Raw genomic sequence first — 20,914 nt, 5'->3', positions numbered from 1 at the left:
GGCGCGCTCGCCGGAGCCACGACACTCACGCCGACAGCGCCTGCGGCTGGGTCACCGGCTGTTGCGTCAGGCGGTAGCCTGCGCCCCGCACGGTCTCGATCATGCCGGCGCACTGCACCGGGCTGAGCGCTTCGCGCAGGCGCTTCACGTGCACGTCGACTGTGCGTTCTTCGATGAAGACATGGTCGCCCCATACGCGGTCGAGCAACTGCGCGCGGCTGTGCACCCGCTCGGGGTGCGTCATGAAGAAGTGCAGCAGGCGGAACTCGGTCGCGCCGACCTTCACCTCGGCGTCGCCACGGGTCACGCGGCGCGTCGAGGGGTCGATCTTCAGGGCACCCACCTCGACCGCGGCATCGAGCGCCTCGGGGGCCTTGCGGCGCAACAGCGCGCGGATGCGCGCCATCAGCTCGTTGGTCGAGAACGGCTTGGTCAGGTAGTCGTCGGCCCCTGCGTCGAGCCCGGCGATCTTGTCGGCCTCGTCGGCGCGTGCCGTCAGCATGATGACCGGCAGCTCGCGCGTGCGCGCTTCACTGCGCCAGCGTTTGGCCAGGGCCACGCCCGACTGGCCTGGCAGCATCCAGTCGAGGATGATGAGGTCGGGCAGTTCGCCGTTGACCGCGGCCTGCGCCTGCTCGGCGGTGCCGGCGATCGTGACTTCGAAACCGGCGTGCCGCAGGTTGATCGAGATCAGCTCGGCGATCGCCGTTTCGTCTTCGACAACGAGGATGTGGCTCATGCGCGGCTCCTGAAAACGGGTCTTGTCATCGGACCAGCGACTCCACCGCCACGACCGAGTTGTGGCGCACGTCGGTGCCCTTGACGATGTAGATGATCTGCTCGGCCAGGTTCTTGGCGTGGTCACCGACCCGCTCGATCGCCTTGGCCACGAACACGAGGTCGATGCTCGACGAAATGGTGCGCGGGTCTTCCATCATGTAGGTGATGAGCTTGCGCATCAGGCCGTCGAACTCCTGGTCGATCAGGTCGTCCTGCTTGAGCACCTCGATGGCCTTGTCGACGTCGAGCCGCGCGAACGCGTCGAGTGCCTTGCGCAGTTGCGCGACCGCGAGCTCCGATTCGTAGGCCAGGTCGTTCACCGGCAAACGCATGCGGCTCGACGCACCGGAGTTCACGAGCCGTTGCACGGTGCGCGCAATGCGCGCCGCCTCGTCGCCCACACGTTCGAGGTTGGCGATGGTCTTCGAGATCGCGATCAGTAGGCGCAGGTCGCGCGCCGTGGGTTGGCGCCGCGCGATGATGGTCGAGAGGTCGCGGTCGATCTCCATCTCGGTCATGTTGACACGCTCTTCGGTCACCAGCACCTCGGACGCGATGTCGGCGCTGAAGTTCGTGAGCGCGTAGACCGAGCGCGCGACCTGCGACTCGACCATGCCGCCCATTTCGAGCACACGAGTCGAGATGCCGCTGAGCTCGGCGTCGAATTGGGTGGAAAGATGCTTGTCGGTCATGTTCTGTGTCCTTGTTGCTCCGCCGCGGGCATCAACCAAAGCGACCGGTGATGTAGTCCTCGGTGTCCTTCTTCTTCGGCTTCATGAAGAGCTCGGAAGTCGGCCCGAACTCGATCAGGTCACCGAGGTACATGTAGGTCGTGTAGTCGGAGCAGCGCGCGGCCTGCTGCATGTTGTGCGTGACGATCACGACCGTGTAGTCGCTCTTCAGCTCCCCGATCAGTTCTTCTATCTTGCCGGTCGAAATGGGGTCGAGCGCCGAGCAGGGCTCGTCGAGCAACAACACCTCGGGTTTGATCGCGATGCCGCGTGCGATGCACAGGCGCTGCTGCTGCCCGCCCGACAGGCCCGAGCCGCTCTGGTTCAGCTTGTCTTTCACCTCGGTCCAGAGCGCGGCCTTCTTCAGCGCCCACTCGACACGCTCGTCCATCTCGACCCGGGGCAGCGTCTCGAAGAGTTTCACGCCGAAGGCGATGTTGTCGTAGATCGACATCGGGAACGGTGTGGGCTTCTGGAACACCATGCCGACCTTGGCGCGCAACAAGGACACGTCGTCCTTGCTCTTCAGGATGTTCTCGCCGTCGAGAATGATCTCGCCTTCGGCGCGCTGCTCGGGGTAGAGCTCGAACATGCGGTTGAAGGTGCGCAGCAAGGTCGACTTGCCGCAGCCCGACGGCCCGATGAAGGCGGTGACCTTCTTCTCGGGGATGTCCATGTTGATGTTCTTCAGCGCATGAAAGCCGCCGTAGTAGAAGTTCAGGTTGCGAACCGAGAGCTTGATGCGTTCGGTCACGGGCAGATCGACTCTGACGTCCATCGTGTTTGTCCTGTGAATCAGTGTTTGTTGCGGAACAGCACGCGCGCCAGGATGTTGAGCACCAGCACGCCGATGGTGATGATGAACACACCCGCCCATGCGAGCTTCTGCCAGTTTTCGTAAGGGCTCATCGCGAACTTGAAGATCGTGACCGGCAGGCTGGCCATCGGCTCGTTCAGGTTGCTGGTCCAGAACTGGTTCGACAGCGCGGTGAACAGCAGCGGCGCCGTTTCGCCCGAGATGCGCGCCAGCGCCAGCAAGATGCCGGTCATGACGCCGGCCCAGGCCGACTTGAGCGTGATCGTCATGATCACGCGCCACTTCGGGGTGCCCAGCGCGTAGGCGGCTTCACGCAGGGCGTTTGGGATCAGGCTGAGCATGTTCTCGGTCTGGCGGATCACGACCGGAATCACGATCAGCGCCAGCGCCAGCACACCGGCGAAGCCCGAGAAGTTCTTCATCCGCACCACCACGGTGGCGTAGATGAACAGGCCGATCACGATGCTCGGCGCCGACAGCAGGATGTCGTTGATGAAGCGTGTGGCGCTGCCGAGCCAGCCTTTCTGGCCGTATTCAGCCAGGTACACACCGGCCAGAATGCCGATCGGCGTGCCCAGCAGCGTGGCCAGGCCCACCATCATCAGCGAGCCGAAGATCGCGTTGGCCAGGCCGCCGGTGTCGGCCTGTGGCGGCGGTGTCATCTCGGTGAAGGTCGACAACGCCAGGCCGCCAAAGCCCAGTCGCACGGTCTCGAACAGGATCCAGAGCAGCCAGAAAATGCCGAAGGCCATCGCCGCGAGCGAGAGTGTCAGCGCGACCACATTGATGCGCTTGCGGCGGGCGTGGTGCGCGAGCCGGCTCGCGTTCATTGCCACGGTGTTCATGTGCGGCCCCCTTCGTTCTTCTTCAGCCTGGAGAGCAGCACTTTCGACAGTGACAACACCACGAAGGTGATGAAGAACAGCACGAGCCCGAGGTAGATGAGCGACGCCTGGTGCAGGCCGGCGCCGGCTTCGGCGAACTCGTTGGCCAGCGCCGAGCTGATGCTGTTGGCGGCCTCGAAGACCGACAGCGAGTTCAACTGGTTGGTGTTGCCGATCACGAAGGTGACCGCCATGGTCTCGCCGAGCGCGCGGCCCAGGCCGAGCATGATGCCGCCGATCACGCCGGTCTTGGTGTAGGGCAGCACCACCTTGTAGACCACTTCCCAGGTCGTCGAGCCCAGGCTGTAGGCCGACTCCTTGAGCGCCTGCGGTGTCACCTCGAACACGTCTCGCATCACCGCGGCGATGAACGGGATGATCATGATCGCGAGAATGATGCCGGCCGACAGGATGCCGATGCCCACCGGCGGGCCCGACACCAGGCTGCCGAGAAAAGGCACGCCGGTCAGCAAGCCTTGCAGCGGCGTCTGCACGTAGGTGGCCAGGATCGGCCCGAACACGAGCAGGCCCCACATGCCGTAGACGATCGACGGCACCGCCGCCAGCAGTTCGACCGCGATGCCAAGCGGCCGCTTCAGCCAGCCGGGCGACATCTCGGTCAGGAAGAGCGCGATGCCGAAGCTCACCGGCACGGCGATGCACAGCGCGATGAACGAGGTCATCAGCGTGCCGTAGATCATCACCAGGCCGCCGTAGCTGTTCTTGACCGGGTCCCAGTCGCTGCGCCACAGGAAGCTCAGGCCGTATTCCTGGATCGCGGGCGCGGCGCCGATCACGAGCGAACCGATGATGCCGGCCAGCAGCGCCAGCGTGATCAGCGCAGCACCATGAGCCAGGAACGAGAAAGCCGTGTCGGCCCAAGCGGAAGACCTGCGCGTCGAGGGCGGTCTGCCCATCGGGTCGGTGCGTTCCATGCTCTTGTCGTTGCGCCCGTCTTGGTAACTGCTCGCGGGAAGTGTAGCGGCCACGGCCCCTCCGATGCTTTGGTGAGCAGGCGCCACCGGGGTGCCTGCAATGGCGGTGGATTTACTTGTAGGCGATCGGCTTGCCCGAGGCGTCCTTGATCTCGCCCCACTGCTTGCGCACCAGGGCCTTCACGGCGTCGGGCAGGGACACATACTCCAGATCGGCCGCCATCTTGTCGCCGCTGGTGTAGGCCCACTCGAAGAACTTCAGCGAGTTGGCAGCGTTGGCCGGCTTCTCCTGCGCCTTCTGCATCATGATGAAAGTGGCACCGGTGAGCGGCCAGGCGTCCTTGCCGGCCTGTTCTGTCAGCACCTGGTAGAAGGTCTTGGCCCAGTCGGCCGAAGCGGCGGCGGCCTTGAAGTTCGCGTCGTCGGGCGCGACGAAGTTGCCGTCCTTGTTCTTCAGCAACGTGTAGGTCAGCTTGTTCTGCTTGACGTAGGCGTACTCGAGGTAGCCGATCGAGTTCGGCAGGCGGCCCACGAACGCCGCCACACCTTCGTTGCCCTTGCCGCCGGCGCCGGTCGGCCAGTTCACGGCCGTGCCCTCGCCCACCTTGGCCTGCCACTCGGGGTTCACCTTCGAGAGGTAGTTCGTGAAGATGAAGCTCGTGCCCGAGCCGTCGGCACGGCGCACCACCGAGATCGCCGCGTCGGGCAGCGGCACGCCGGGGTTCAGCGCCGTGAGCGCGGTGTCGTTCCACTTCGTGATCTTGCCGAGGTAGATGTCACCCAGCAGCGCGCCGGTGAGCTTGATCTGGCCGGGAGCGATGCCCTTGATGTTGACCACCGGCACCACGCCGCCGATCACGGTGGGGAACTGCACCAGGCCGTCCTTGGCGAGCTGGTCGTCTTTCAGCGGCGCGTCCGAGGCGCCGAAGTCCACGGTCTTGGCGCGGATCTGGTTCATGCCCGCACCCGAGCCGACCGACTGGTAGTTCATGCGCACGCCGGTCGCCTTGTTGTAGGCGTCGGCCCATTTGGCGTACAGCGGCGCCGGGAACGACGCGCCGGCGCCGGTCACGTCTTGCGCGAAAGAAGCGGCGGTGGCCAAGCCGAGCGAGGCGGCGACGAGCGTGGAACGGATCTGGAACAGGTTCATGGGCAGGCCTTTCAGTGGGCGCGGATGTTGGGTTCGATGGGCCGCACTGTAGGCACCGCATGTGACAACGCTGTGACACCCGGGTTGCCGCGCGACACGAGGAAAAGCGACCGCCAGCGCCATGAAACCGGAGCGGCGCCTGTCACAGGCCCTTCACCGACTTGTCACGAACGCTGCTTAATCTTGCCCGCTGGCTGATCCAACCCTTTCCCAAAACCACGAGGAGCCCGCATGAAACGATCGATCACCCTGCTCGCCAGCACCGCGGCACTGCTGCTGGCCGCCTGCGCCACGACGCCGGCCCCGCAGACCATCAGCCAGACGGCTGCGGCCACGCCCGAACTGTCGACGCTGACCCGGCTCCTGAAAGACGCCGAACTGACCGAGACCTTGCAAGGTGCCGGCCCGTACACCGTGTTCGCCCCCACCGACGCTGCTTTCAAGGCCTTGCCGCCCGCCACGCTGGAAGCGCTGGCCAAGGACAGGGCTCGCCTGAAAGCCGTGCTCACGTACCACGTGGTGCCTGGCGCATTGACCACGGCCGACCTGAAGAACGGCCCTCTCAAGACCGTGCAAGGCGCCAACGTGGCGCTCTACCGTTCGGGCACCTTCCTGACGGTGGAAGAAGCGCTGGTCACGACGGCTGACGTGCGAGCCAGCAACGGCGTGATTCAGGTCGTCGACAAGGTCTTGATCCCGCCGGCGCGCTGAAGCGCCGGGCGGTGACGCGCCGGCTCAGGCCAGCGTGTCGGCCAGGCGCTGGGCGCAGCGTTTGGCCTGGGCCGCATCGCGCGCCTCGACCATCACCCGCACCAGGGGCTCGGTGCCCGAGGGGCGGATCAGCACCCTGCCCGCGTCACCGAGCTCGCTGCTGACGGCGGCCTGCGCTGTCGCCAGCGCGGTGTTGCTCTTCCAGTCGCTGCCCGGTTTCAGGCGCACGTTGATCAGCGTCTGCGGGAACAGCGTCACGTCTTCGAGCAGTTGCGCCATCGACCGGCCCGAGCGGCTCACGGCCTGCAGCACCAGCAAGGCGCTCACGATGCCGTCGCCCGTGGTGTGCTTGTCGAGCGCCAGCAGGTGCCCGGAGCCTTCACCACCGAGCTGCCAGCCCCGCGCAACCAGTTCTTCGAGCACATAGCGGTCGCCGACCTTGGCCCGCACGAACCCGACGCCACGCTCGCGCAATGCCAGCTCGACCGCCATGTTGGTCATCAGCGTGCCCACCGCGCCGGGCACCGGTGCGCCTTGTGCCAGGCGATCGTTGACCATGAGGTACAGCAGCTCGTCGCCGTTGTAGAGCCGGCCCGCGGCGTCGACCAGCTGCAGGCGGTCGGCATCGCCGTCGAGCGCCACGCCGTAGTGCGCGCCGTGTTCCTTGACCGCGGCGACCAGCGCGGCCGGCGAGGTGGCGCCGAAGCCGGCGTTGATGTTGGTGCCATCGGGGCTGCAGCCGATCGCGACCACCTCGGCCCCGAGTTCGTGGAACACGCTGGGCGCCACGTTGTAGGCCGCGCCGTGGGCCGCGTCGACGACGATCTTCAGCCCCTTGAGCGACAGCTCGCTGCTGAACGTGCCTTTGCAGAACTCGATGTAACGCCCGCGCGCGTCTTCGAGCTTGCGTGCCTTGCCCAGGTCGGCCGAGCTGACCCATTGGGCCGGGCGCTCCAGCGCGGCTTCGACGTCCTGCTCCCACACGTCGGGCAGCTTTTCGCCACGCGCCGAGAAGAACTTGATGCCGTTGTCGGGAAAGGCGTTGTGCGAGGCGCTGATCACCACCCCCAAACTGAGCCGCAAAGCACGTGTGAGGTAGGCCACGCCGGGCGTGGGCAGCGGCCCGGTCATCAGCACGTCGACCCCGGCCGAAGCAAAGCCGGCTTCGAGTGCCGACTCGATCATGTAGCCGGAGATGCGCGTGTCCTTGCCGATCAGCACCGTGGGCTTGGGATCGTCGCGCTTGAGCACGCGGCCGACGGCGTGGCCCAGGCGCAGCATGAAGTCGGGCGTGATCGGCGATTCGCCGACGGTACCGCGGATGCCATCGGTGCCGAAGTAGGTTCTGCTCATGTCGTGGTGATCTCCTCGGCGCGGATTATCTGCATGTGCCTCAGCCCGGCAATCCCGCAACTGACCAGACTTTCAAGGCATCGACGGTCTGTGCGACATCGTGCACACGCACGATGCGTGCGCCGAGCTGCACCGCCGCCAGCGCTGCGGCGACGCTGGCCGCCTGCCGGTCGGGCACGTCACGCCCGGTGATCGCGCCCAGCGTCGACTTGCGAGACCAGCCGACGAGCAGTGGCCGCCCCGGCGCCAGCAGCTCGCGCTGGCGGCGCAGCAGCGCGATGTTGTGCTCGGGGCGCTTGCCGAAGCCGATGCCGGGGTCGAGCACGATGCGCTTGGCGGCGATGCCGCGGGCTTCGAGCGCCCGGACTCGCTCGCTCAAGAACGCCCCCACTTCCTCGACCACGTCGTCGTAGGCCGGCCGCGCCTGCATCGTTTCCGGCGTGCCGTGCATGTGCATGAGGCACACGCCGCAGCGGCCGTGGTCAGCCACCACGTCCAGCGCGCCCGGCCCCTGCAGGGCATCGATGTCGTTGACGATGTCGGCGCCCATCGCCAGCGCGGCACGCATCACTTCGGCGTGGCGGGTGTCCACCGAGACCGGGCAGCCGAGCTTCAGGGCGCCTTCGAGCACCGGCAGCACCCGGGCGAGCTCTTCTTCCAGCGGCACGGCCACCGAACCGGGGCGCGTGGACTCGCCGCCGATGTCGAGCATGTGCGCGCCTTCCGAGAGCAGCCGTTCGCAGTGCGCCAGCGCCTTCGCCGTGCTCGCGTGCCGGCCGCCGTCGGAAAACGAGTCGGGCGTGACGTTGACGATGCCCATCACCCGGGGCAGCGCCAGATCGATCGAAAAACGGGTGGTGAGCCAGTGCATCACGAAGCTCCGGAGCCGAAAACGAAAACGGGGCCGAAGCCCCGTGTCTTGCGCGAAAGGCCGCCCGGCCGGTCAGGCCGTCGCGGCCGCCGTGCCCGGCGCCGCGGGCGGCGTGGTCGGCGGCACCGTCTTGCTCATCGAAGGGTTCCAGTCCTTCGGCGGGCGCGGCGGGCGGTCGTTCATGATGTCGTCGATCTGATCGGAATCGATGGTCTCGTATTCCAGCAGGGCGTTGGCCATCGCGTGCATCTTGTCCTTGTTGTCTTCGATCAGCTTGCGCGCGATCGCATACTGCTCGTCGAGGATCTTGCGGATCTCGCGGTCGACAGCCTGCATGGTCTGCTCACTCATGTTGGTCGTTTTCGTGACCGAGCGGCCGAGGAAGACCTCGCCTTCGTTGTCGGCGTAGACCATGGTGCCCAGCGCGTCGGTCATGCCGTAGCGCGTGACCATGTCGCGCGCGATGTGGGTGGCACGCTCGAAGTCGTTGCTGGCGCCGGTGGTCATCTCGCCGACGAAGACTTCTTCGGCGATGCGCCCGCCGAACAGGATCGAGATCGTGCTCAGCATGCGGATCTTGTCGGTGCTGTAGCGGTCGCCTTCGGGCAATTGCATCGTCACACCCAGCGCACGGCCGCGCGGAATGACCGTCACCTTGTGCACCGGGTCGGCCTTGGGCACAAGGCGCGCCACCAGCGCGTGGCCCGACTCGTGGTAAGCCGTGTTGCGGCGCTCGTCTTCCGCCATGGCCATCGACTTGCGCTCCGGGCCCATCATGATCTTGTCCTTGGCCTTCTCGAAGTCGCCCATCTCGACGACACGGCCGTTGCGGCGCGCTGCGAACAAGGCCGCTTCGTTGACCAGGTTGGCCAGGTCGGCGCCCGAGAAGCCGGGCGTGCCACGCGCGAGGATGTCGGCGCGGATGTCTTGCCCGACCGGCACCTTGCGCATGTGGACGTTCAGGATGGCTTCGCGGCCGCGAACGTCGGGCAGCGTCACGTAGACCTGGCGGTCGAAGCGGCCGGGGCGCAGCAGCGCGGGGTCGAGGATGTCGGGCCGGTTGGTCGCGGCCATCACGATCACGCCGAGGTTGGTCTCGAAGCCGTCCATCTCGACCAGCATCTGGTTCAGTGTCTGTTCGCGCTCGTCGTTGCCGCCGCCCAGGCCGGCACCGCGGTGGCGGCCGACCGCGTCGATTTCGTCGACGAAGATGATGCAGGGCGCACTTTTCTTGGCCTGCTCGAACATGTCGCGCACCCGGGCCGCGCCGACGCCGACGAACATTTCGACGAAATCGGAGCCCGAGATCGAGAAGAACGGCACCTTGGCTTCACCGGCGATCGCCTTCGCGAGCAGGGTCTTGCCGGTGCCCGGCGGGCCGACCAGCAGCACACCGCGCGGAATGCGGCCACCGAGTTTCTGGAACTTCTGCGGGTCTTTCAGGAAGTCGACGAGTTCCTTGACTTCTTCCTTGGCTTCGTCGCAGCCGGCGACGTCTTGGAACGTCGTGGTGTTGTTCGCTTCGTCGAGCATGCGGGCCTTGCTCTTGCCGAAGCTGAAGGCCCCACCCTTGCCGCCGCCCTGCATCTGGCGCATGAAGTAGATCCAGACGCCGATCAGCAGCAGGATCGGGCCCCATGACGCCAGCATGCTGAGCAGGAACGAAGGTTCCTCGCGCGGCTTGACGTCGAACTTGACGTTGTTGTTGATCAGGTCGCCGATCAGGCCGCGGTCGAGGTAGGTTGCGGTGGTGCGCAGTTCCTTGTCGTCGCTGGTCTTGGCTCGGATCTCGGTGCCGGTGGCGCTTTCCTGCAACTGCACGCTCTTGATGCGCTTGTTGCGGACTTCGTCGAGAAACTCGGAGTACCCGATCATGCCGGTCTGCGATGCACTCCGGTCGAACTGCTTGAACACGGTGAACAGCACGAGTGCGATCACCAGCCAGACAGCAACTTTAGAGAACCATTGATTGTTCACCGCTACTCCATTTCCGGGCCGTGGGCAGTGGCGCGGCAACCTTGTGCCCCACCGTGCAACCCATGTGCGGACGATTTTAGACCAGTCAAGCCCTGCGCCCGCAGCTCAATGCCCGCGGCCGGCGAGCGTGTATCGACCGGTTTGTGCGCTTTACGACCGAATCTCGCGGGCCGATGACGGCGCGCCAGGGCGCAACTTCAGCCCGATCCCGACCAGAAAGGTCTCGGCCGACTTGTCGCGCGAGGCCTTCGGCTTGATCGGTTTGACGACCCGGAAGGTGGCCTTGAACAACTTGGCCAGCTGGCTGTAACCGCTGCCGTGGAACACCTTGCACACCAGCGCGCCCTGCGGGGTGAGGTGCCGGGTGGCGAATTCGACCGCCAGTTCGACCAGGTGTTCCATGCGCGCGGCGTCTGACGATTCGATGCCCGACAGGTTGGGCGCCATGTCCGACACCACCACGTCGACCGGGCGCCCGGCCACCAAGGCTTCGAGCTCGGCGAGCACCGAGGCCTCGCGAAAGTCGCCCTGGATGAAGCTCACACCTTCGATCGGCTCGAAGTCGAGCACGTCGAGCGCGATGATCGTGCCTTTGAGCGACCCGACCGCCGCACCCCCCACCCCGGTCTCTTTCGGCGCGAACTTGCGCCGCACGTACTGGCTCCACGCGCCCGGGACGGCCCCCAGGTCGACGACCACCTGCCCCGGCTTCAGCAGGTGCAACTCTTCGTCGATCTCCTTGAGCTTGTAGGCAGCGCGGGCCCGGTAGCCTTCCTTTTGAGCCAGCTTCACGTAGGTGTCGTTCACGTGGTCGTGCAACCACGCTTTGTTGACCTTCTTGCTTTTGGTTTGGGTTTTCATCTCGGGCCGATAATACGGCGATGACTGCGATTCAATTGACACCTGCCCAGCGCAAGGAACACCGGGCCGAAGCCCACCACCTCGACCCGGTCGTCATGATCGGCAACGACGGGCTCACCCCCTCGGTGCAGAAGGAGATCGACGCCGCGCTCAACTCGCACGGCCTGATCAAGGTGCGCGTTTTCTCCGACGACCGGGCCAGCCGCGAGCTGATGTTCAGCACCCTGGCCGATGCCCTCGGCGCCGCGCCGATCCAGCACATCGGCAAGCTGCTGGTGCTGTGGCGCCCGATGCCACCGAAGGAGAAGGTCGAACGCGAAGGCCGCGGTGCCGGCCCGAAGGTCGTGAAGATCCTCAAGTTCTCGAAGAGTGGCAACCACCGCGCGCAGGTCAAGAAGATCACGGTCGTCGGCAACATGCGCATTGCCGCCGGCGGCGAACTCAAACGCGCCCGCAAACGCGTGAGCAGCGTCAAGAAGACGTCGCAGCAGTCCTGAGTCCAGGGCCGACCAGGCGCCATGCCAGCGCCAGCACCAGCAGGCCTTTCAGCGCGAACAAGCCGCCCGACACCGCGTGCAGCGCGCCGAACGACCAGGTGCCGTGCCCGGCCCGCGCTGCGGCCATCATCGGCTGCACTGCAAAATGCCCGGCCACCGTGCAGAAGAGCGTGCCCAGCAGCAGCACCATGTCGGCGCTGAACACCGAACCTGATCCCGATGCCGCACGTTGCCCGCTGCGCCGGCGTTCGAGCAGGAGCAGCAACAGGGCGATCGCGAGGCTCATGTAAGCCTCTTGCGTGAGAAGGCGCCCGACAAAGCGCCCGGCGTCGGCCGACACGAGCGTCGCAAAAGCAGACGGTGCCGCCAGCGCGGCGATGCACAGGAGCACCCCGGCCCACAAGCCTGCCAGCACCGCTGAAAGACGCGCGGTGCTCACGGCTCACCCATAACGAACGGCCATGATCTCGTAGTGCTTGATGCCACCGGGCGCCTGCACTTCGGCCACGTCGCCGGCGCTCTTGCCGATCAGGGCGCGAGCGATCGGCGAGCTGATCGAGATCAGGCCGAGCTTCAGGTCGGCCTCGTCGTCACCCACGATCTGGTAGGTGACCTTGGCGCCGCTGTCTTCGTCTTCGAGATCGACGGTGGACGCAAAAACCACGCGGCCTTCGGCGTTCAGGCTCTTCGGGTCGATGATCTGCGCCGCCGCCAGCTTGCTCTCGATCTCGAGGATGCGGCCTTCGATGAAGCCCTGCTTGTCCTTGGCCGCTTCGTACTCGGCGTTTTCCGACAGGTCACCCTGGGCGCGTGCTTCCGAGATGGCCTGAATCACCGCGTGGCGTTCGACGTTCTTGAGACGCGCCAGCTCTTCCTTGAGCTTGTCGGCGCCGCGAATGGTGAGGGGGATGGTGGCCATGATGCAAAAACCCTGGAGCAAAAATGAAGCCGCCGCCGGTGGAGCCGGCGGCGGACAGAACGTGAAACGACTTTATCTCAGTGCAGTTCGGCGTGCAATTCCTGCAGCGACATGACCACCAGATCGTCCTGGTGCTTCATGCCTTCGACCGCGGCTTCGCAGCCCGCCATGCTGGTGTAGTAGGTGATGCGGTTGGCGAGCGCCGCCTGGCGGATGTGGCGCGAATCGGCGATCGCCGTGCGCGTTTCATCGACCGTCGTGAACACCAGCTGGATCTCGCCGGCCTTGACCATGTCGACGATGTGCGGCCGGCCGTCCTTGACCTTGTTGACCGCTTTCACCGGCACACCCGCGGCAGCGATGGCTGCGGCCGTGCCCTTGGTCGCCACCAGCGAGAAGCCGAGCGCGTGCAGGTCGCGCGCCACGGCCACGGCCCGTTCCTTGTCGCCGTTCTTCACGGTCAGGCAGGCCGTGCCCGAACTGGGCAAGCGCGAGCCGGCGCCGAGCTGGCTCTTCAGCATCGCCTCGCCGAAGCTGCGGCCGGCGCCCATCACTTCGCCGGTCGAGCGCATCTCGGGCCCGAGGATCGGGTCGACACCCGGGAACTTGTTGAACGGGAACACCGCTTCCTTGACCGAGAAGTAAGGCGGGATCACTTCGACCGGCGGCCGGCCATGGCGGCTGCGCTGCTCGCTCAGCTTTTGCCCGACCATGCAGCGCGCGGCGATCTTGGCCAGCGGCTGGCCAGTGGCCTTCGAGACGAAGGGCACGGTGCGCGAAGCGCGCGGGTTCACTTCGAGCACGTAGACGACGGCGCTCTCGCCTTCGCCCTGGATCGCGAACTGCACGTTCATCAGGCCGACGACCTTAAGCGCCTTCGCCATCGCGATGGTCTGGCGGCGCATTTCGTCCTGCAGCGCTTTCGGCAGCGAGTACGGCGGCAGCGAACAGGCCGAGTCGCCCGAGTGGATCCCGGCCTGCTCCACGTGTTCCATGATGCCGCCGATGATCACGTCGGTGCCGTCGCTGATGCAGTCGACGTCGACCTCGATCGCGTCGTCGAGAAAGCGGTCGAGCAGCACCGGCGACTTTTCGCTCACGCGCACTGCTTCACGCATGTAGCGCTCGAGGTCCTTGTCGCCGTGCACGATCTCCATCGCACGGCCGCCCAGCACGTAGCTCGGGCGCACGACCAGCGGGTAGCCGATCTCCTGCGCCAGCTGCAAGGCGGCCTCTTCGGTGCGCGCCGTGCGGTTCGGCGGCTGCTTCAGGCCGATGTCATGCAGCAGCTTCTGAAAGCGCTCGCGGTCTTCGGCGATGTCGATGCTGTCGGGCGTGGTGCCGACGATCGGCACGCCGGCGCGTTCCAGGTCGAGCGCGAGCTTCAAGGGCGTCTGCCCGCCGTACTGCACGATCACGCCAACGGGCTTTTCCTTGTCGACGATCTCGAGCACGTCTTCGAGCGTCACCGGCTCGAAGTACAGGCGATCGGACGTGTCGTAGTCGGTCGACACGGTCTCGGGGTTGCAGTTGACCATGATGGTCTCATAGCCGTCTTCGCGCATCGCCAGCGCCGCGTGCACGCAGCAGTAGTCGAACTCGATGCCCTGGCCGATGCGGTTCGGCCCGCCGCCCAGCACCATGATCTTCTTGGCGTTGGTCGGCTCGGCCTCGCACTCTTCGTCGTAGGTCGAGTACATGTAGGCGGTCTGCGTCGCGAACTCGGCAGCGCAGGTGTCGACACGTTTGTAGACCGGGCGGATGCCGAGCGCATGGCGCGTCTGGCGCACCTCGTGCTGGTTCGTGCCCAGAAGCTTCGCAAGGCGCTTGTCGGAGAAGCCCTTCTGCTTCAGGAAACGCAGTTCGTCTTTCGACAGGCTCGCCAGCGCACGCCCGGCCAGCGCCTGCTCGTGTTGCACGAGCTGTTCGATCTGCGCCAGGAACCACGGGTCGATCGCGGTTTCTTCGAACACTTCCTGCAGCGACATGCCGACGCGGAAAGCGTCGCCGACGTAGAGGATGCGCTCCGGCCCGGCTTCGCCGATCTCCTGGACGATCTCTTCGCGGTCGGTGCTGCGTTCGCTCAGGCCGTCGATGCCGGTCTCGAGCCCGCGCAGCGCTTTCTGGAAGCTTTCTTGGAACGTGCGTCCCATCGCCATCACTTCGCCGACCGACTTCATCTGGGTCGTCAGGCGCGAATCGGCGGCCGGGAATTTCTCGAACGCGAAGCGCGGAATCTTCGTGACGACGTAGTCGATGCTCGGCTCGAACGAAGCCGGCGTCGCACCGCCGGTGATGTCGTTGCGCAACTCGTCGAGCGTGTAGCCGACCGCGAGTTTGGCCGCCACCTTGGCGATCGGAAAGCCGGTGGCCTTCGACGCCAGCGCCGACGATCGCGACACGCGCGGGTTCATCTCGATCACGACCATGCGGCCATTCTGCGGGTTGATCGAGAACTGCACGTTCGAGCCCCCGGTGTCGACGCCGATCTCGCGCAGGATCGCGATGCTGGCGTTGCGCAGCAGCTGGTATTCCTTGTCGGAGAGCGTCTGCGCCGGCGCCACGGTGATCGAGTCGCCGGTGTGGATGCCCATCGGGTCGAGGTTCTCGATCGAGCAGACGATGATGCAGTTGTCGGCCCGGTCGCGCACGACCTCCATCTCGTACTCTTTCCAGCCGATCAGGCTCTCTTCGATCAAGAGTTCTTTCGTGGGCGACAAGTCGAGCCCGCGCTTGCAGATCTCTTCGAATTCTTCCGGGTTGTAGGCGATGCCGCCACCGGTGCCGCCGAGCGTGAAGCTCGGGCGGATGACCATCGGGAAGCCGGTGCCGCCGATCTCATTGGTGATGCGCTTCTGCACCGCCAGCGCTTCGTCCATCGAGTGCGCGATGCCCGAACGCGCCGAGTGCAGCCCGATGCCCGTCATCGCGTCCTTGAACTTCAGCCGGTCTTCGGCTTTTTCGATCGCCTTCTCGTTCGCGCCGATCATCTCGACGCCGTACTTCGCGAGCACGCCGTGCTTGTGCAGGTCGAGCGCGCAGTTCAGTGCGGTCTGGCCACCCATCGTCGGCAGCACCGCGTCGGGCCGTTCCTTGGCGATGATGCGTTCGACCACCTGCCAGGTGATGGGCTCGATGTAGGTCACATCGGCCATCTCGGGGTCGGTCATGATCGTCGCCGGGTTGCTGTTGACGAGGATGACCTTGTAGCCTTCTTCGCGCAGCGCCTTGCAGGCCTGCGCGCCGGAGTAGTCGAACTCGCAGGCCTGGCCGATGATGATCGGCCCGGCCCCGATGATCAGGATCGATTTGAGGTCACTGCGCTTGGGCATTCTTCTTCTCCGTGTGGGTCGCCATCAGCGCAGTGAAGCGGTCGAACAGGTAGGAAATGTCGTGCGGGCCGGGCGATGCCTCGGGGTGGCCCTGAAAGCAGAACGCCGGCTTGTCGGTGCGCGCCAGGCCTTGCAGCGTACCGTCGAACAGCGACACGTGTGTGGGCCGCAAGTTGGCCGGCAGGCTCTTCTCGTCGACCGCAAAACCATGGTTCTGGCTCGTGATGCTGACGCGCCCGTCGTCGAGGTCTTTCACCGGGTGGTTGGCGCCGTGGTGGCCGAACTTCATCTTGAAGGTCTTCGCACCCGAGGCGAGCGCCATGATCTGGTGGCCCAGGCAGATGCCGAAGGTCGGGATGCCGGTGTCGATGAGTTCGCGCGTGGCTTCGATCGCGTAGTCGCAAGGCTCGGGGTCGCCCGGGCCGTTGCTCAGGAAGATGCCGTCGGGCTTCAGTTCGAGCACCGCGGCGGCCGGCGTCTGCGCCGGCACGACCGTGACCTTGCAGCCGCGGCTCGCCAGCATGCGCAGGATGTTGCGCTTGACGCCGAAGTCATAGGCGACGACGTGGAACCTCGGGGCTTTCAGCGTGCCGTAGCCGGTATCGAGCGCCCATTCGGTCTCGGCCCAGGTGTAAGGCTCGCGCTCGCTCACGACCTTGGCCAGGTCGAGCCCGCTCATGCTCGGCGCGGCTTGCGCCTTGGCGGTCGCTTCGGCGATGTGGGCCGGCGTGACCGCTTCGCCCGGCGGCAAACCGAGAATGCAGCCGTTCTGCGCGCCGCTGCTGCGCAACAGGCGCGTCAGGCGGCGCGTGTCGATGTTGGCGATCGCGACGGTGCCTTCGCGCTTCAGGTAGTCGGCCAGCGTCATGCTGCTGCGGAAGTTCGAGGCCAGCAGCGGCAGGTCCTTGATCACAAGGCCGGCAGCGAACACTCTCGAAGCTTCGACGTCTTCGGCGCTGATGCCGTAGTTGCCGATGTGCGGGTAGGTCAGCGTGACGATCTGGCGGCAGTAGCTCGGATCGGTCAGGATTTCCTGATAGCCGGTGAGCGCCGTGTTGAAGACCACTTCGCCCACGGTGTGGCCGGAAGCGCCGATCGAAATGCCCTGGAACACCGTGCCGTCTGCGAGTGCCAGGACAGCCTGGGCTTGGGGGAACAGCAGTAGCGGCGGCACCGGGAATCTCCGTGTTGTGCGCGCCCAGCTCAGCCCATTCGAGCGTGGGCTCTTGGAGCTTGAAACCGGTGAGAAAACCTGGGGTTTCCCGACGGGAAACTTTGTCGATTTCCCTCTGGAAACATCGTGTGTTTCGCTGGGCGGGTGGGTTAGGGGTAAACCTGCAAATTATAGACCACGGGCACCACGCGCCGGGCACCTTGCCGGCGCCCGCCTAGACTCGGGCGATGCCTTTCAGTGATTCCAGGAACAGCAACGCCCTGCCCTTGCTCGCCGGCGCGTTGGCCGCCGCCAGCTTTGTCAGCATGGACGCCGTGATCAAGTTGATGGCGCTGCGCTACGACGCGCTCCAGCTCAGCTTCTTCCGTTTCGCCGGCGGCAGCGTGTTCGCTGTCCTTCTGTGGGGATGGAAACGCTCTCCGATGCCCGAGCGCGCCGCATGGCGGCTGCACGTGGTGCGCAGCCTCTTCCTCCTGGTGTCTCTGGTCGGCTACTTTCACGCCCTGACGCAGTTGCCGCTGGCGCTCGCGGTGACGATCTCGTACCTTGCACCGATCTTCGTCTCGGTGCTGGCGATCCCGGTGCTGAAGGAGCGCCCGGCGCCGTCGATCTGGATCGCTCTGGCGCTCGGCCTCGCCGGCGTCTCGATCTCGCTCTGGCCCGAGTTGCGCGCCGGGCTCGATGGGCGAGGCGCTGCGCGGCTGCTCGGCATGCTGAGCGCGGGCATCGCCGCGGTGTCGTTCGCCTTCGTGATGCTGTTCGCCCGCAAGCAGGCGCGCAGCGACTCGGTCTGGACGATCCTGCTGATCCAGAGCCTGCTGCCGCTGGCCTTGCTTGCGGCGCCTGCCGCGTGGTCGTGGAAGCCGCTTCTGGCCGGCGACTGGCTGCTGGTCCTGTTCGCCGGCGGCCTGGGCACGCTCGGGCTGCTGTGCCTGACCTTCGCCTTCACGCGCCTGGAAGCGAGCCGCGTGGCGCCGCTGGAGTACAGCAGCTTCGTCTGGGCGGCCGGCCTGGGCTACCTGCTGTTCGGCGAGGTGCCGACGCTGGCGACCGCCTTGTCGGCGGCGCTCATCGTCGGCGGTTGCCTACTTCTCTTGCGTCGTTAATTGCGTCGTTGATCGCGCCGCCCAGGCCTCAGAGCCCGAGTGCCGCGATGCCCGCCCGGGCGATCTGCGCGTCTTCGTTCGACTTGACGCCGCTCACGCCCACCGCGCCGACACACTGGCCATTCACCATCACGGGCACACCGCCTTCGAGCATGCCCTCGAGCACCGGCGCGCTCAGGAACGACATGCGGCCCTGGTTGATCATCTCTTCATAGACCCGGCTTTCGCGCCGGCCCAACGCTGCCGTGCGGGCCTTGGCGGGCGCGATGTGCGACGAGATCGGGGCGGCGCCGTCCAGGCGCTGCAGCCACAGCAGGTGGCCGCCGTCGTCGACGATCGCGATCGTGACGATCCACTGGTTGGCGAGCGCTTCAGCCTCGGCGGCAGCGGCCACGGCCTTGACGTCGGCGAGCGAAAGAAATGGTTTGGTGTTCATCGGGTGAGGTCCGGCTTGAAGTGGTGTGGATCAGCCCTCAACTGTACGCACGAAACAGACCCGACCCGCCGTGACGCAATCCGCCACAACCCGCAAGGGCATGCGCTTGCGCGGCAGCAGGGAACTAGAATTCTTCGCGCGAGTCTCATTCCGCGTCACTCAACTGGAGGTCTCATGAATCAACCCGTGCAAGCCACTTTCACCGGATACACCGGCGAAGTCACGTCGGCTGAGCAACGCAACCGCGTCTTGCGCAACACCTACTGGCTGCTTGCGCTGTCGATGGTCCCCACCGTGCTGGGCGCCTGGATCGGTGTCACGACCGGCCTGATGCGTGGCATGGGCGCCGGCATGAGCGCCATCATCTTTCTCGTGGGCGCCTTCGGCCTGATGTTCGCGATCGAGAAGACCAAGAACTCTGCCGCCGGCGTGCCGGTGCTGCTGGGCTTCACGTTCTTCATGGGCCTGATGCTGTCGCGCATGATCGGCGCCGTGCTGGGCCAGGCCAATGGTGCCGGGCTGATCATGACGGCCTTCGCCGGTACCGGGCTGATCTTCTTCGGCATGGCCACGCTGTCGTCGGTGATCAAGCGTGACCTGTCGTCGATGGGCAAATTCCTGTTCATCGGCATGATCATGGTGTTCGTGGCTGCTATCGCGAACATCTTCCTGCAGTCGAGCGCGCTGATGATCACGATCTCGGTGCTGGCGATCGGCATCTTCTCGGCCTTCATCCTCTACGACCTGAAGCGCGTGAAAGACGGCGAAGAAACCAACTACATCAGCGCCACGCTGGGCGTGTACCTGAGCCTGTACAACGTGTTCCAGTCGTTGTTGGCGATCCTGGGTTTCAGCAACAGCAGCGATTGACGCTTGTCGGCGCGACAGAAAGCGGGGGCCTTCGGGCCCCTTTTCTTTTGCCTTTCAGTTCGTCGCCAGCGTCGTGAGGTGCGCGATCGAATTGGCGTAGTACGCCACCACCGTCATCTCGGCCGCGTTGACGCGGAAGAGACCCTGCTCTTCGAGCACCAGGTGGCGCAAGGTCAGCATGCGCAAGCCCACCGTCAACGCGTAGTCGCGGTCGGTGCGGGGCACGTACACATGGGCGCCGAGCGCCTCGACGCGTTCGATCAAGGCATGCACCGCTGCCTTCAGCTCCAGTTCTGACCAGGCCCGCTGTGGGTCGCTCAGGAACACGCTGGCGACCAGCGGCACCGGCAGCACCGGCACGTTCAGGCCGATCTGCGCCATCAAGGCCTGGCCGACGGCGGCCACCTGGGTACGCCGATCTGCGTCGTCGAGTGTTCGAAAGTCGATGCCACGTTCATGCACGAATGCGCGCATCGAATACGGCTGTCCGAAGTTCACGCAGGCATAGCCGAACCGGTAGCGCCGCCCGAGCAGGGTGAACACGAACTGGCGCGCCAGGTAGCTGCCGGTGATGCGCAGCGTGCGCAGCAGGCCGCCGCGCTGAGGCTTCGCGTCGAGCTTGCGCAGCAGCGTGCGGTCTTCGATCACGCGGTCGTAGTTGATGCCGACCGGAATGAACACGAGGTCGCGCTCGCCTTCGGGGCTGAAGCCCTTGAGCATGTAGTCGAGCAGGCCGAGCTTGGGCTCGCGCAGCCGGCCGTCGATGGTGAGCCCGCCCTCGGGGTACATGGCCTGCGGCACGCCGCCTTCGGTCGCCATCTGAACATAGCGCTGCAGCACCATGCGGTACAGCGGGTCGCCGGAATTGCGGCGCACGAAGTAGGCGCCCATCGCGCGGATCAGCCCTTGCAGCGGCCAGATGCGCGCCCACTCGCCCACTGCGTAGCTCAGGGCCACGCGCTCGGCGGCGAGGAACGACACGAGGATGTAGTCCATGTTGCTGCGGTGGTTCATCACGAACACGACCGTGGACTTGGGGTTGATGGCCGCCATCGCCTGCGCGTCGGTGTAACCCAGGCGCACGCGGTAGACGAGCCGGGCGAAGGTTTTCGACAACCAGTAGCCGACGCGGAAGTACACGTAGGCGTTGAAGGCCGGCACGATCTCGCGCGCGTAGACGCCGATCGTCTTCATCACCGCCGCGCGCGGCTGGCCGGTGCTGGCGGCGTGGGCCTCGGCGGCGGCCAGCACCCGCGGGTCGATCATCAAGCGGTCGATCAGCGCGCGGCGGCGCGTGAGCTTGAACTGCGGCAACTCGATCTTCAGCCGCACGCTGATCTCGTCGAGCACACCACGCACCTTGCGCCGGAAGTACCAGCGCATGCCCGGGAGCAGCAGCCACTGCAGCACCGCGAGCAGCACCAGCCCGCACATCAGCACGAACACCCACAGCGGCACGGCGACGGTTTGCGTCAAGGGCGATCCTCCCGGAACACGCGGAGTATCGAAC

Annotated in this window: 20 protein-coding genes; 4 read left to right on the top strand and 16 right to left on the bottom strand. The window is 65.8% G+C overall.

Features of this window, described 5'->3' with window-relative positions; translation table 11 throughout:
- Positions 1-25: 25 nt before the first annotated feature.
- The 6 genes from phoB to pstS form a co-directional block, all read right to left on the bottom strand.
- The gene (gene phoB / locus AC30PD_RS01205; protein ID WP_489533808.1) at positions 26-739 is read right to left on the bottom strand and encodes a phosphate regulon transcriptional regulator PhoB; all 714 of its coding nucleotides are present in this window, start codon (positions 737-739) and stop codon (positions 26-28) included.
- Positions 740-764: 25 nt separating this feature from the next.
- Positions 765-1,472 carry a phosphate signaling complex protein PhoU gene (phoU, locus tag AC30PD_RS01200; RefSeq protein ID WP_489533807.1) on the bottom strand — a complete coding sequence of 236 codons (708 nt, stop codon included), beginning with the start codon at positions 1,470-1,472 and terminating at the stop codon, positions 765-767.
- Between the two features lie 31 nt (positions 1,473-1,503).
- Positions 1,504-2,289: a phosphate ABC transporter ATP-binding protein PstB gene (pstB, locus tag AC30PD_RS01195; RefSeq protein WP_489533806.1), complete on the bottom strand. Its 786-nt coding sequence runs from the start codon at positions 2,287-2,289 to the stop codon at positions 1,504-1,506.
- A gap of 17 nt (positions 2,290-2,306) precedes the next feature.
- On the bottom strand, positions 2,307-3,173 hold the full coding sequence (gene pstA, locus AC30PD_RS01190) for a phosphate ABC transporter permease PstA (protein ID WP_489533805.1): 867 nt from the start codon (positions 3,171-3,173) through the stop codon (positions 2,307-2,309).
- Positions 3,170-4,147, bottom strand: coding sequence for a phosphate ABC transporter permease subunit PstC (gene pstC, locus AC30PD_RS01185; protein WP_489534109.1), 978 nt, complete (start codon positions 4,145-4,147; stop codon positions 3,170-3,172). The genes pstA and pstC overlap by 4 nt, the downstream gene beginning before the upstream one ends.
- Before the next feature lie 112 nt (positions 4,148-4,259).
- Positions 4,260-5,297, bottom strand: coding sequence for a phosphate ABC transporter substrate-binding protein PstS (gene pstS, locus AC30PD_RS01180; protein WP_489533804.1), 1,038 nt, complete (start codon positions 5,295-5,297; stop codon positions 4,260-4,262).
- Between the two features lie 231 nt (positions 5,298-5,528).
- Between pstS and AC30PD_RS01175 the strand changes: the two genes are divergently transcribed.
- Positions 5,529-6,008: a fasciclin domain-containing protein gene (locus tag AC30PD_RS01175; protein WP_489533803.1), complete on the top strand. Its 480-nt coding sequence runs from the start codon at positions 5,529-5,531 to the stop codon at positions 6,006-6,008.
- A 24-nt stretch (positions 6,009-6,032) separates the two neighbouring features.
- Here AC30PD_RS01175 and glmM read toward each other — a convergent pair whose 3' ends face one another.
- The 4 genes from glmM to AC30PD_RS01155 all read right to left on the bottom strand — a co-directional run bounded on the left by glmM (position 6,033) and on the right by AC30PD_RS01155 (position 11,070).
- Positions 6,033-7,361, bottom strand: coding sequence for a phosphoglucosamine mutase (gene glmM / locus AC30PD_RS01170; RefSeq protein ID WP_489533802.1), 1,329 nt, complete (start codon positions 7,359-7,361; stop codon positions 6,033-6,035).
- A gap of 40 nt (positions 7,362-7,401) precedes the next feature.
- Positions 7,402-8,232, bottom strand: coding sequence for a dihydropteroate synthase (gene folP / locus AC30PD_RS01165; protein WP_489533801.1), 831 nt, complete (start codon positions 8,230-8,232; stop codon positions 7,402-7,404).
- A gap of 72 nt (positions 8,233-8,304) precedes the next feature.
- Complete coding sequence (gene ftsH / locus AC30PD_RS01160) at positions 8,305-10,209, bottom strand: ATP-dependent zinc metalloprotease FtsH (RefSeq protein ID WP_489533800.1); 1,905 nt, start codon at positions 10,207-10,209, stop codon at positions 8,305-8,307.
- A 150-nt stretch (positions 10,210-10,359) separates the two neighbouring features.
- A complete protein-coding gene (locus tag AC30PD_RS01155) occupies positions 10,360-11,070 on the bottom strand; it encodes an RlmE family RNA methyltransferase (protein WP_489533799.1) in 711 nt (236 codons plus the stop codon).
- 20 nt (positions 11,071-11,090) lie between these two features.
- Between AC30PD_RS01155 and AC30PD_RS01150 the strand changes: the two genes are divergently transcribed.
- Positions 11,091-11,567, top strand: coding sequence for a YhbY family RNA-binding protein (locus tag AC30PD_RS01150; RefSeq protein ID WP_489533798.1), 477 nt, complete (start codon positions 11,091-11,093; stop codon positions 11,565-11,567).
- On the opposite strand, the gene AC30PD_RS01145 is transcribed toward AC30PD_RS01150, so the two are convergent.
- The 4 genes from AC30PD_RS01145 to carA all read right to left on the bottom strand — a co-directional run bounded on the left by AC30PD_RS01145 (position 11,542) and on the right by carA (position 16,992).
- A complete protein-coding gene (locus AC30PD_RS01145) occupies positions 11,542-12,006 on the bottom strand; it encodes a DUF4149 domain-containing protein (protein WP_489533797.1) in 465 nt (154 codons plus the stop codon). The two genes, AC30PD_RS01150 and AC30PD_RS01145, sit on opposite strands and share 26 nt — an antisense overlap.
- A 3-nt stretch (positions 12,007-12,009) precedes the next feature.
- The gene (gene greA / locus AC30PD_RS01140; RefSeq protein ID WP_489533796.1) at positions 12,010-12,486 is read right to left on the bottom strand and encodes a transcription elongation factor GreA; all 477 of its coding nucleotides are present in this window, start codon (positions 12,484-12,486) and stop codon (positions 12,010-12,012) included.
- A 77-nt stretch (positions 12,487-12,563) separates the two neighbouring features.
- Positions 12,564-15,818 (bottom strand): carbamoyl-phosphate synthase large subunit, encoded by a 3,255-nt coding sequence (carB, locus tag AC30PD_RS01135; RefSeq protein WP_489533795.1) that lies wholly within the window; start codon positions 15,816-15,818, stop codon positions 12,564-12,566.
- A complete protein-coding gene (gene carA, locus AC30PD_RS01130) occupies positions 15,802-16,992 on the bottom strand; it encodes a glutamine-hydrolyzing carbamoyl-phosphate synthase small subunit (RefSeq protein WP_489533794.1) in 1,191 nt (396 codons plus the stop codon). The genes carB and carA overlap by 17 nt, the downstream gene beginning before the upstream one ends.
- Before the next feature lie 227 nt (positions 16,993-17,219).
- On the opposite strand from carA, the gene AC30PD_RS01125 reads away from it, so the two are divergent.
- The gene (locus AC30PD_RS01125; protein WP_489533793.1) at positions 17,220-18,098 is read left to right on the top strand and encodes a DMT family transporter; all 879 of its coding nucleotides are present in this window, start codon (positions 17,220-17,222) and stop codon (positions 18,096-18,098) included.
- A gap of 28 nt (positions 18,099-18,126) precedes the next feature.
- Here AC30PD_RS01125 and AC30PD_RS01120 read toward each other — a convergent pair whose 3' ends face one another.
- Positions 18,127-18,534, bottom strand: a complete 408-nt coding sequence (locus tag AC30PD_RS01120; protein WP_489533792.1) for a GlcG/HbpS family heme-binding protein — start codon at positions 18,532-18,534, stop codon at positions 18,127-18,129.
- 174 nt (positions 18,535-18,708) lie between these two features.
- Here AC30PD_RS01120 and AC30PD_RS01115 point away from each other — a divergent pair, with 174 nt between their 5' ends.
- Positions 18,709-19,404 carry a Bax inhibitor-1/YccA family protein gene (locus AC30PD_RS01115; protein ID WP_489533791.1) on the top strand — a complete coding sequence of 232 codons (696 nt, stop codon included), beginning with the start codon at positions 18,709-18,711 and terminating at the stop codon, positions 19,402-19,404.
- A gap of 54 nt (positions 19,405-19,458) precedes the next feature.
- On the opposite strand, the gene AC30PD_RS01110 is transcribed toward AC30PD_RS01115, so the two are convergent.
- Entirely contained in the window at positions 19,459-20,880 is a 1,422-nt protein-coding gene (locus AC30PD_RS01110) for a 1-acyl-sn-glycerol-3-phosphate acyltransferase (protein WP_489533790.1), read from the bottom strand.
- Between the last annotated feature and the right edge of the window lie 34 nt (positions 20,881-20,914).

The sequence above is a fragment of the Rhizobacter sp. genome (genome assembly GCF_032229685.1).
Classification (GTDB): domain Bacteria; phylum Pseudomonadota; class Gammaproteobacteria; order Burkholderiales; family Burkholderiaceae_C; genus LMDS01.
Note: the sequence above shows the minus strand (reverse complement) of the source record. Positions and strands in the feature narration are given on the sequence as shown.

Bases quoted from the DNA above. Each gene is read 5' to 3' on its own strand.
- phoB (WP_489533808.1), bottom strand. From the start codon at position 739: ATGAGCCACATCCTCGTTGTCGAAGACGAAACGGCGATCGCCGAGCTG.
- phoU (WP_489533807.1), bottom strand. From the start codon at position 1,472: ATGACCGACAAGCATCTTTCCACCCAATTCGACGCCGAGCTCAGCGGC.
- pstB (WP_489533806.1), bottom strand. From the start codon at position 2,289: ATGGACGTCAGAGTCGATCTGCCCGTGACCGAACGCATCAAGCTCTCG.
- pstA (WP_489533805.1), bottom strand. From the start codon at position 3,173: ATGAACACCGTGGCAATGAACGCGAGCCGGCTCGCGCACCACGCCCGC.
- pstC (WP_489534109.1), bottom strand. From the start codon at position 4,147: ATGGAACGCACCGACCCGATGGGCAGACCGCCCTCGACGCGCAGGTCT.
- pstS (WP_489533804.1), bottom strand. From the start codon at position 5,297: ATGAACCTGTTCCAGATCCGTTCCACGCTCGTCGCCGCCTCGCTCGGC.
- AC30PD_RS01175 (WP_489533803.1), top strand. From the start codon at position 5,529: ATGAAACGATCGATCACCCTGCTCGCCAGCACCGCGGCACTGCTGCTG.
- glmM (WP_489533802.1), bottom strand. From the start codon at position 7,361: ATGAGCAGAACCTACTTCGGCACCGATGGCATCCGCGGTACCGTCGGC.
- folP (WP_489533801.1), bottom strand. From the start codon at position 8,232: ATGCACTGGCTCACCACCCGTTTTTCGATCGATCTGGCGCTGCCCCGG.
- AC30PD_RS01155 (WP_489533799.1), bottom strand. From the start codon at position 11,070: ATGAAAACCCAAACCAAAAGCAAGAAGGTCAACAAAGCGTGGTTGCAC.
- AC30PD_RS01150 (WP_489533798.1), top strand. From the start codon at position 11,091: ATGACTGCGATTCAATTGACACCTGCCCAGCGCAAGGAACACCGGGCC.
- greA (WP_489533796.1), bottom strand. From the start codon at position 12,486: ATGGCCACCATCCCCCTCACCATTCGCGGCGCCGACAAGCTCAAGGAA.
- carB (WP_489533795.1), bottom strand. From the start codon at position 15,818: ATGCCCAAGCGCAGTGACCTCAAATCGATCCTGATCATCGGGGCCGGG.
- AC30PD_RS01125 (WP_489533793.1), top strand. From the start codon at position 17,220: ATGCCTTTCAGTGATTCCAGGAACAGCAACGCCCTGCCCTTGCTCGCC.
- AC30PD_RS01120 (WP_489533792.1), bottom strand. From the start codon at position 18,534: ATGAACACCAAACCATTTCTTTCGCTCGCCGACGTCAAGGCCGTGGCC.
- AC30PD_RS01115 (WP_489533791.1), top strand. From the start codon at position 18,709: ATGAATCAACCCGTGCAAGCCACTTTCACCGGATACACCGGCGAAGTC.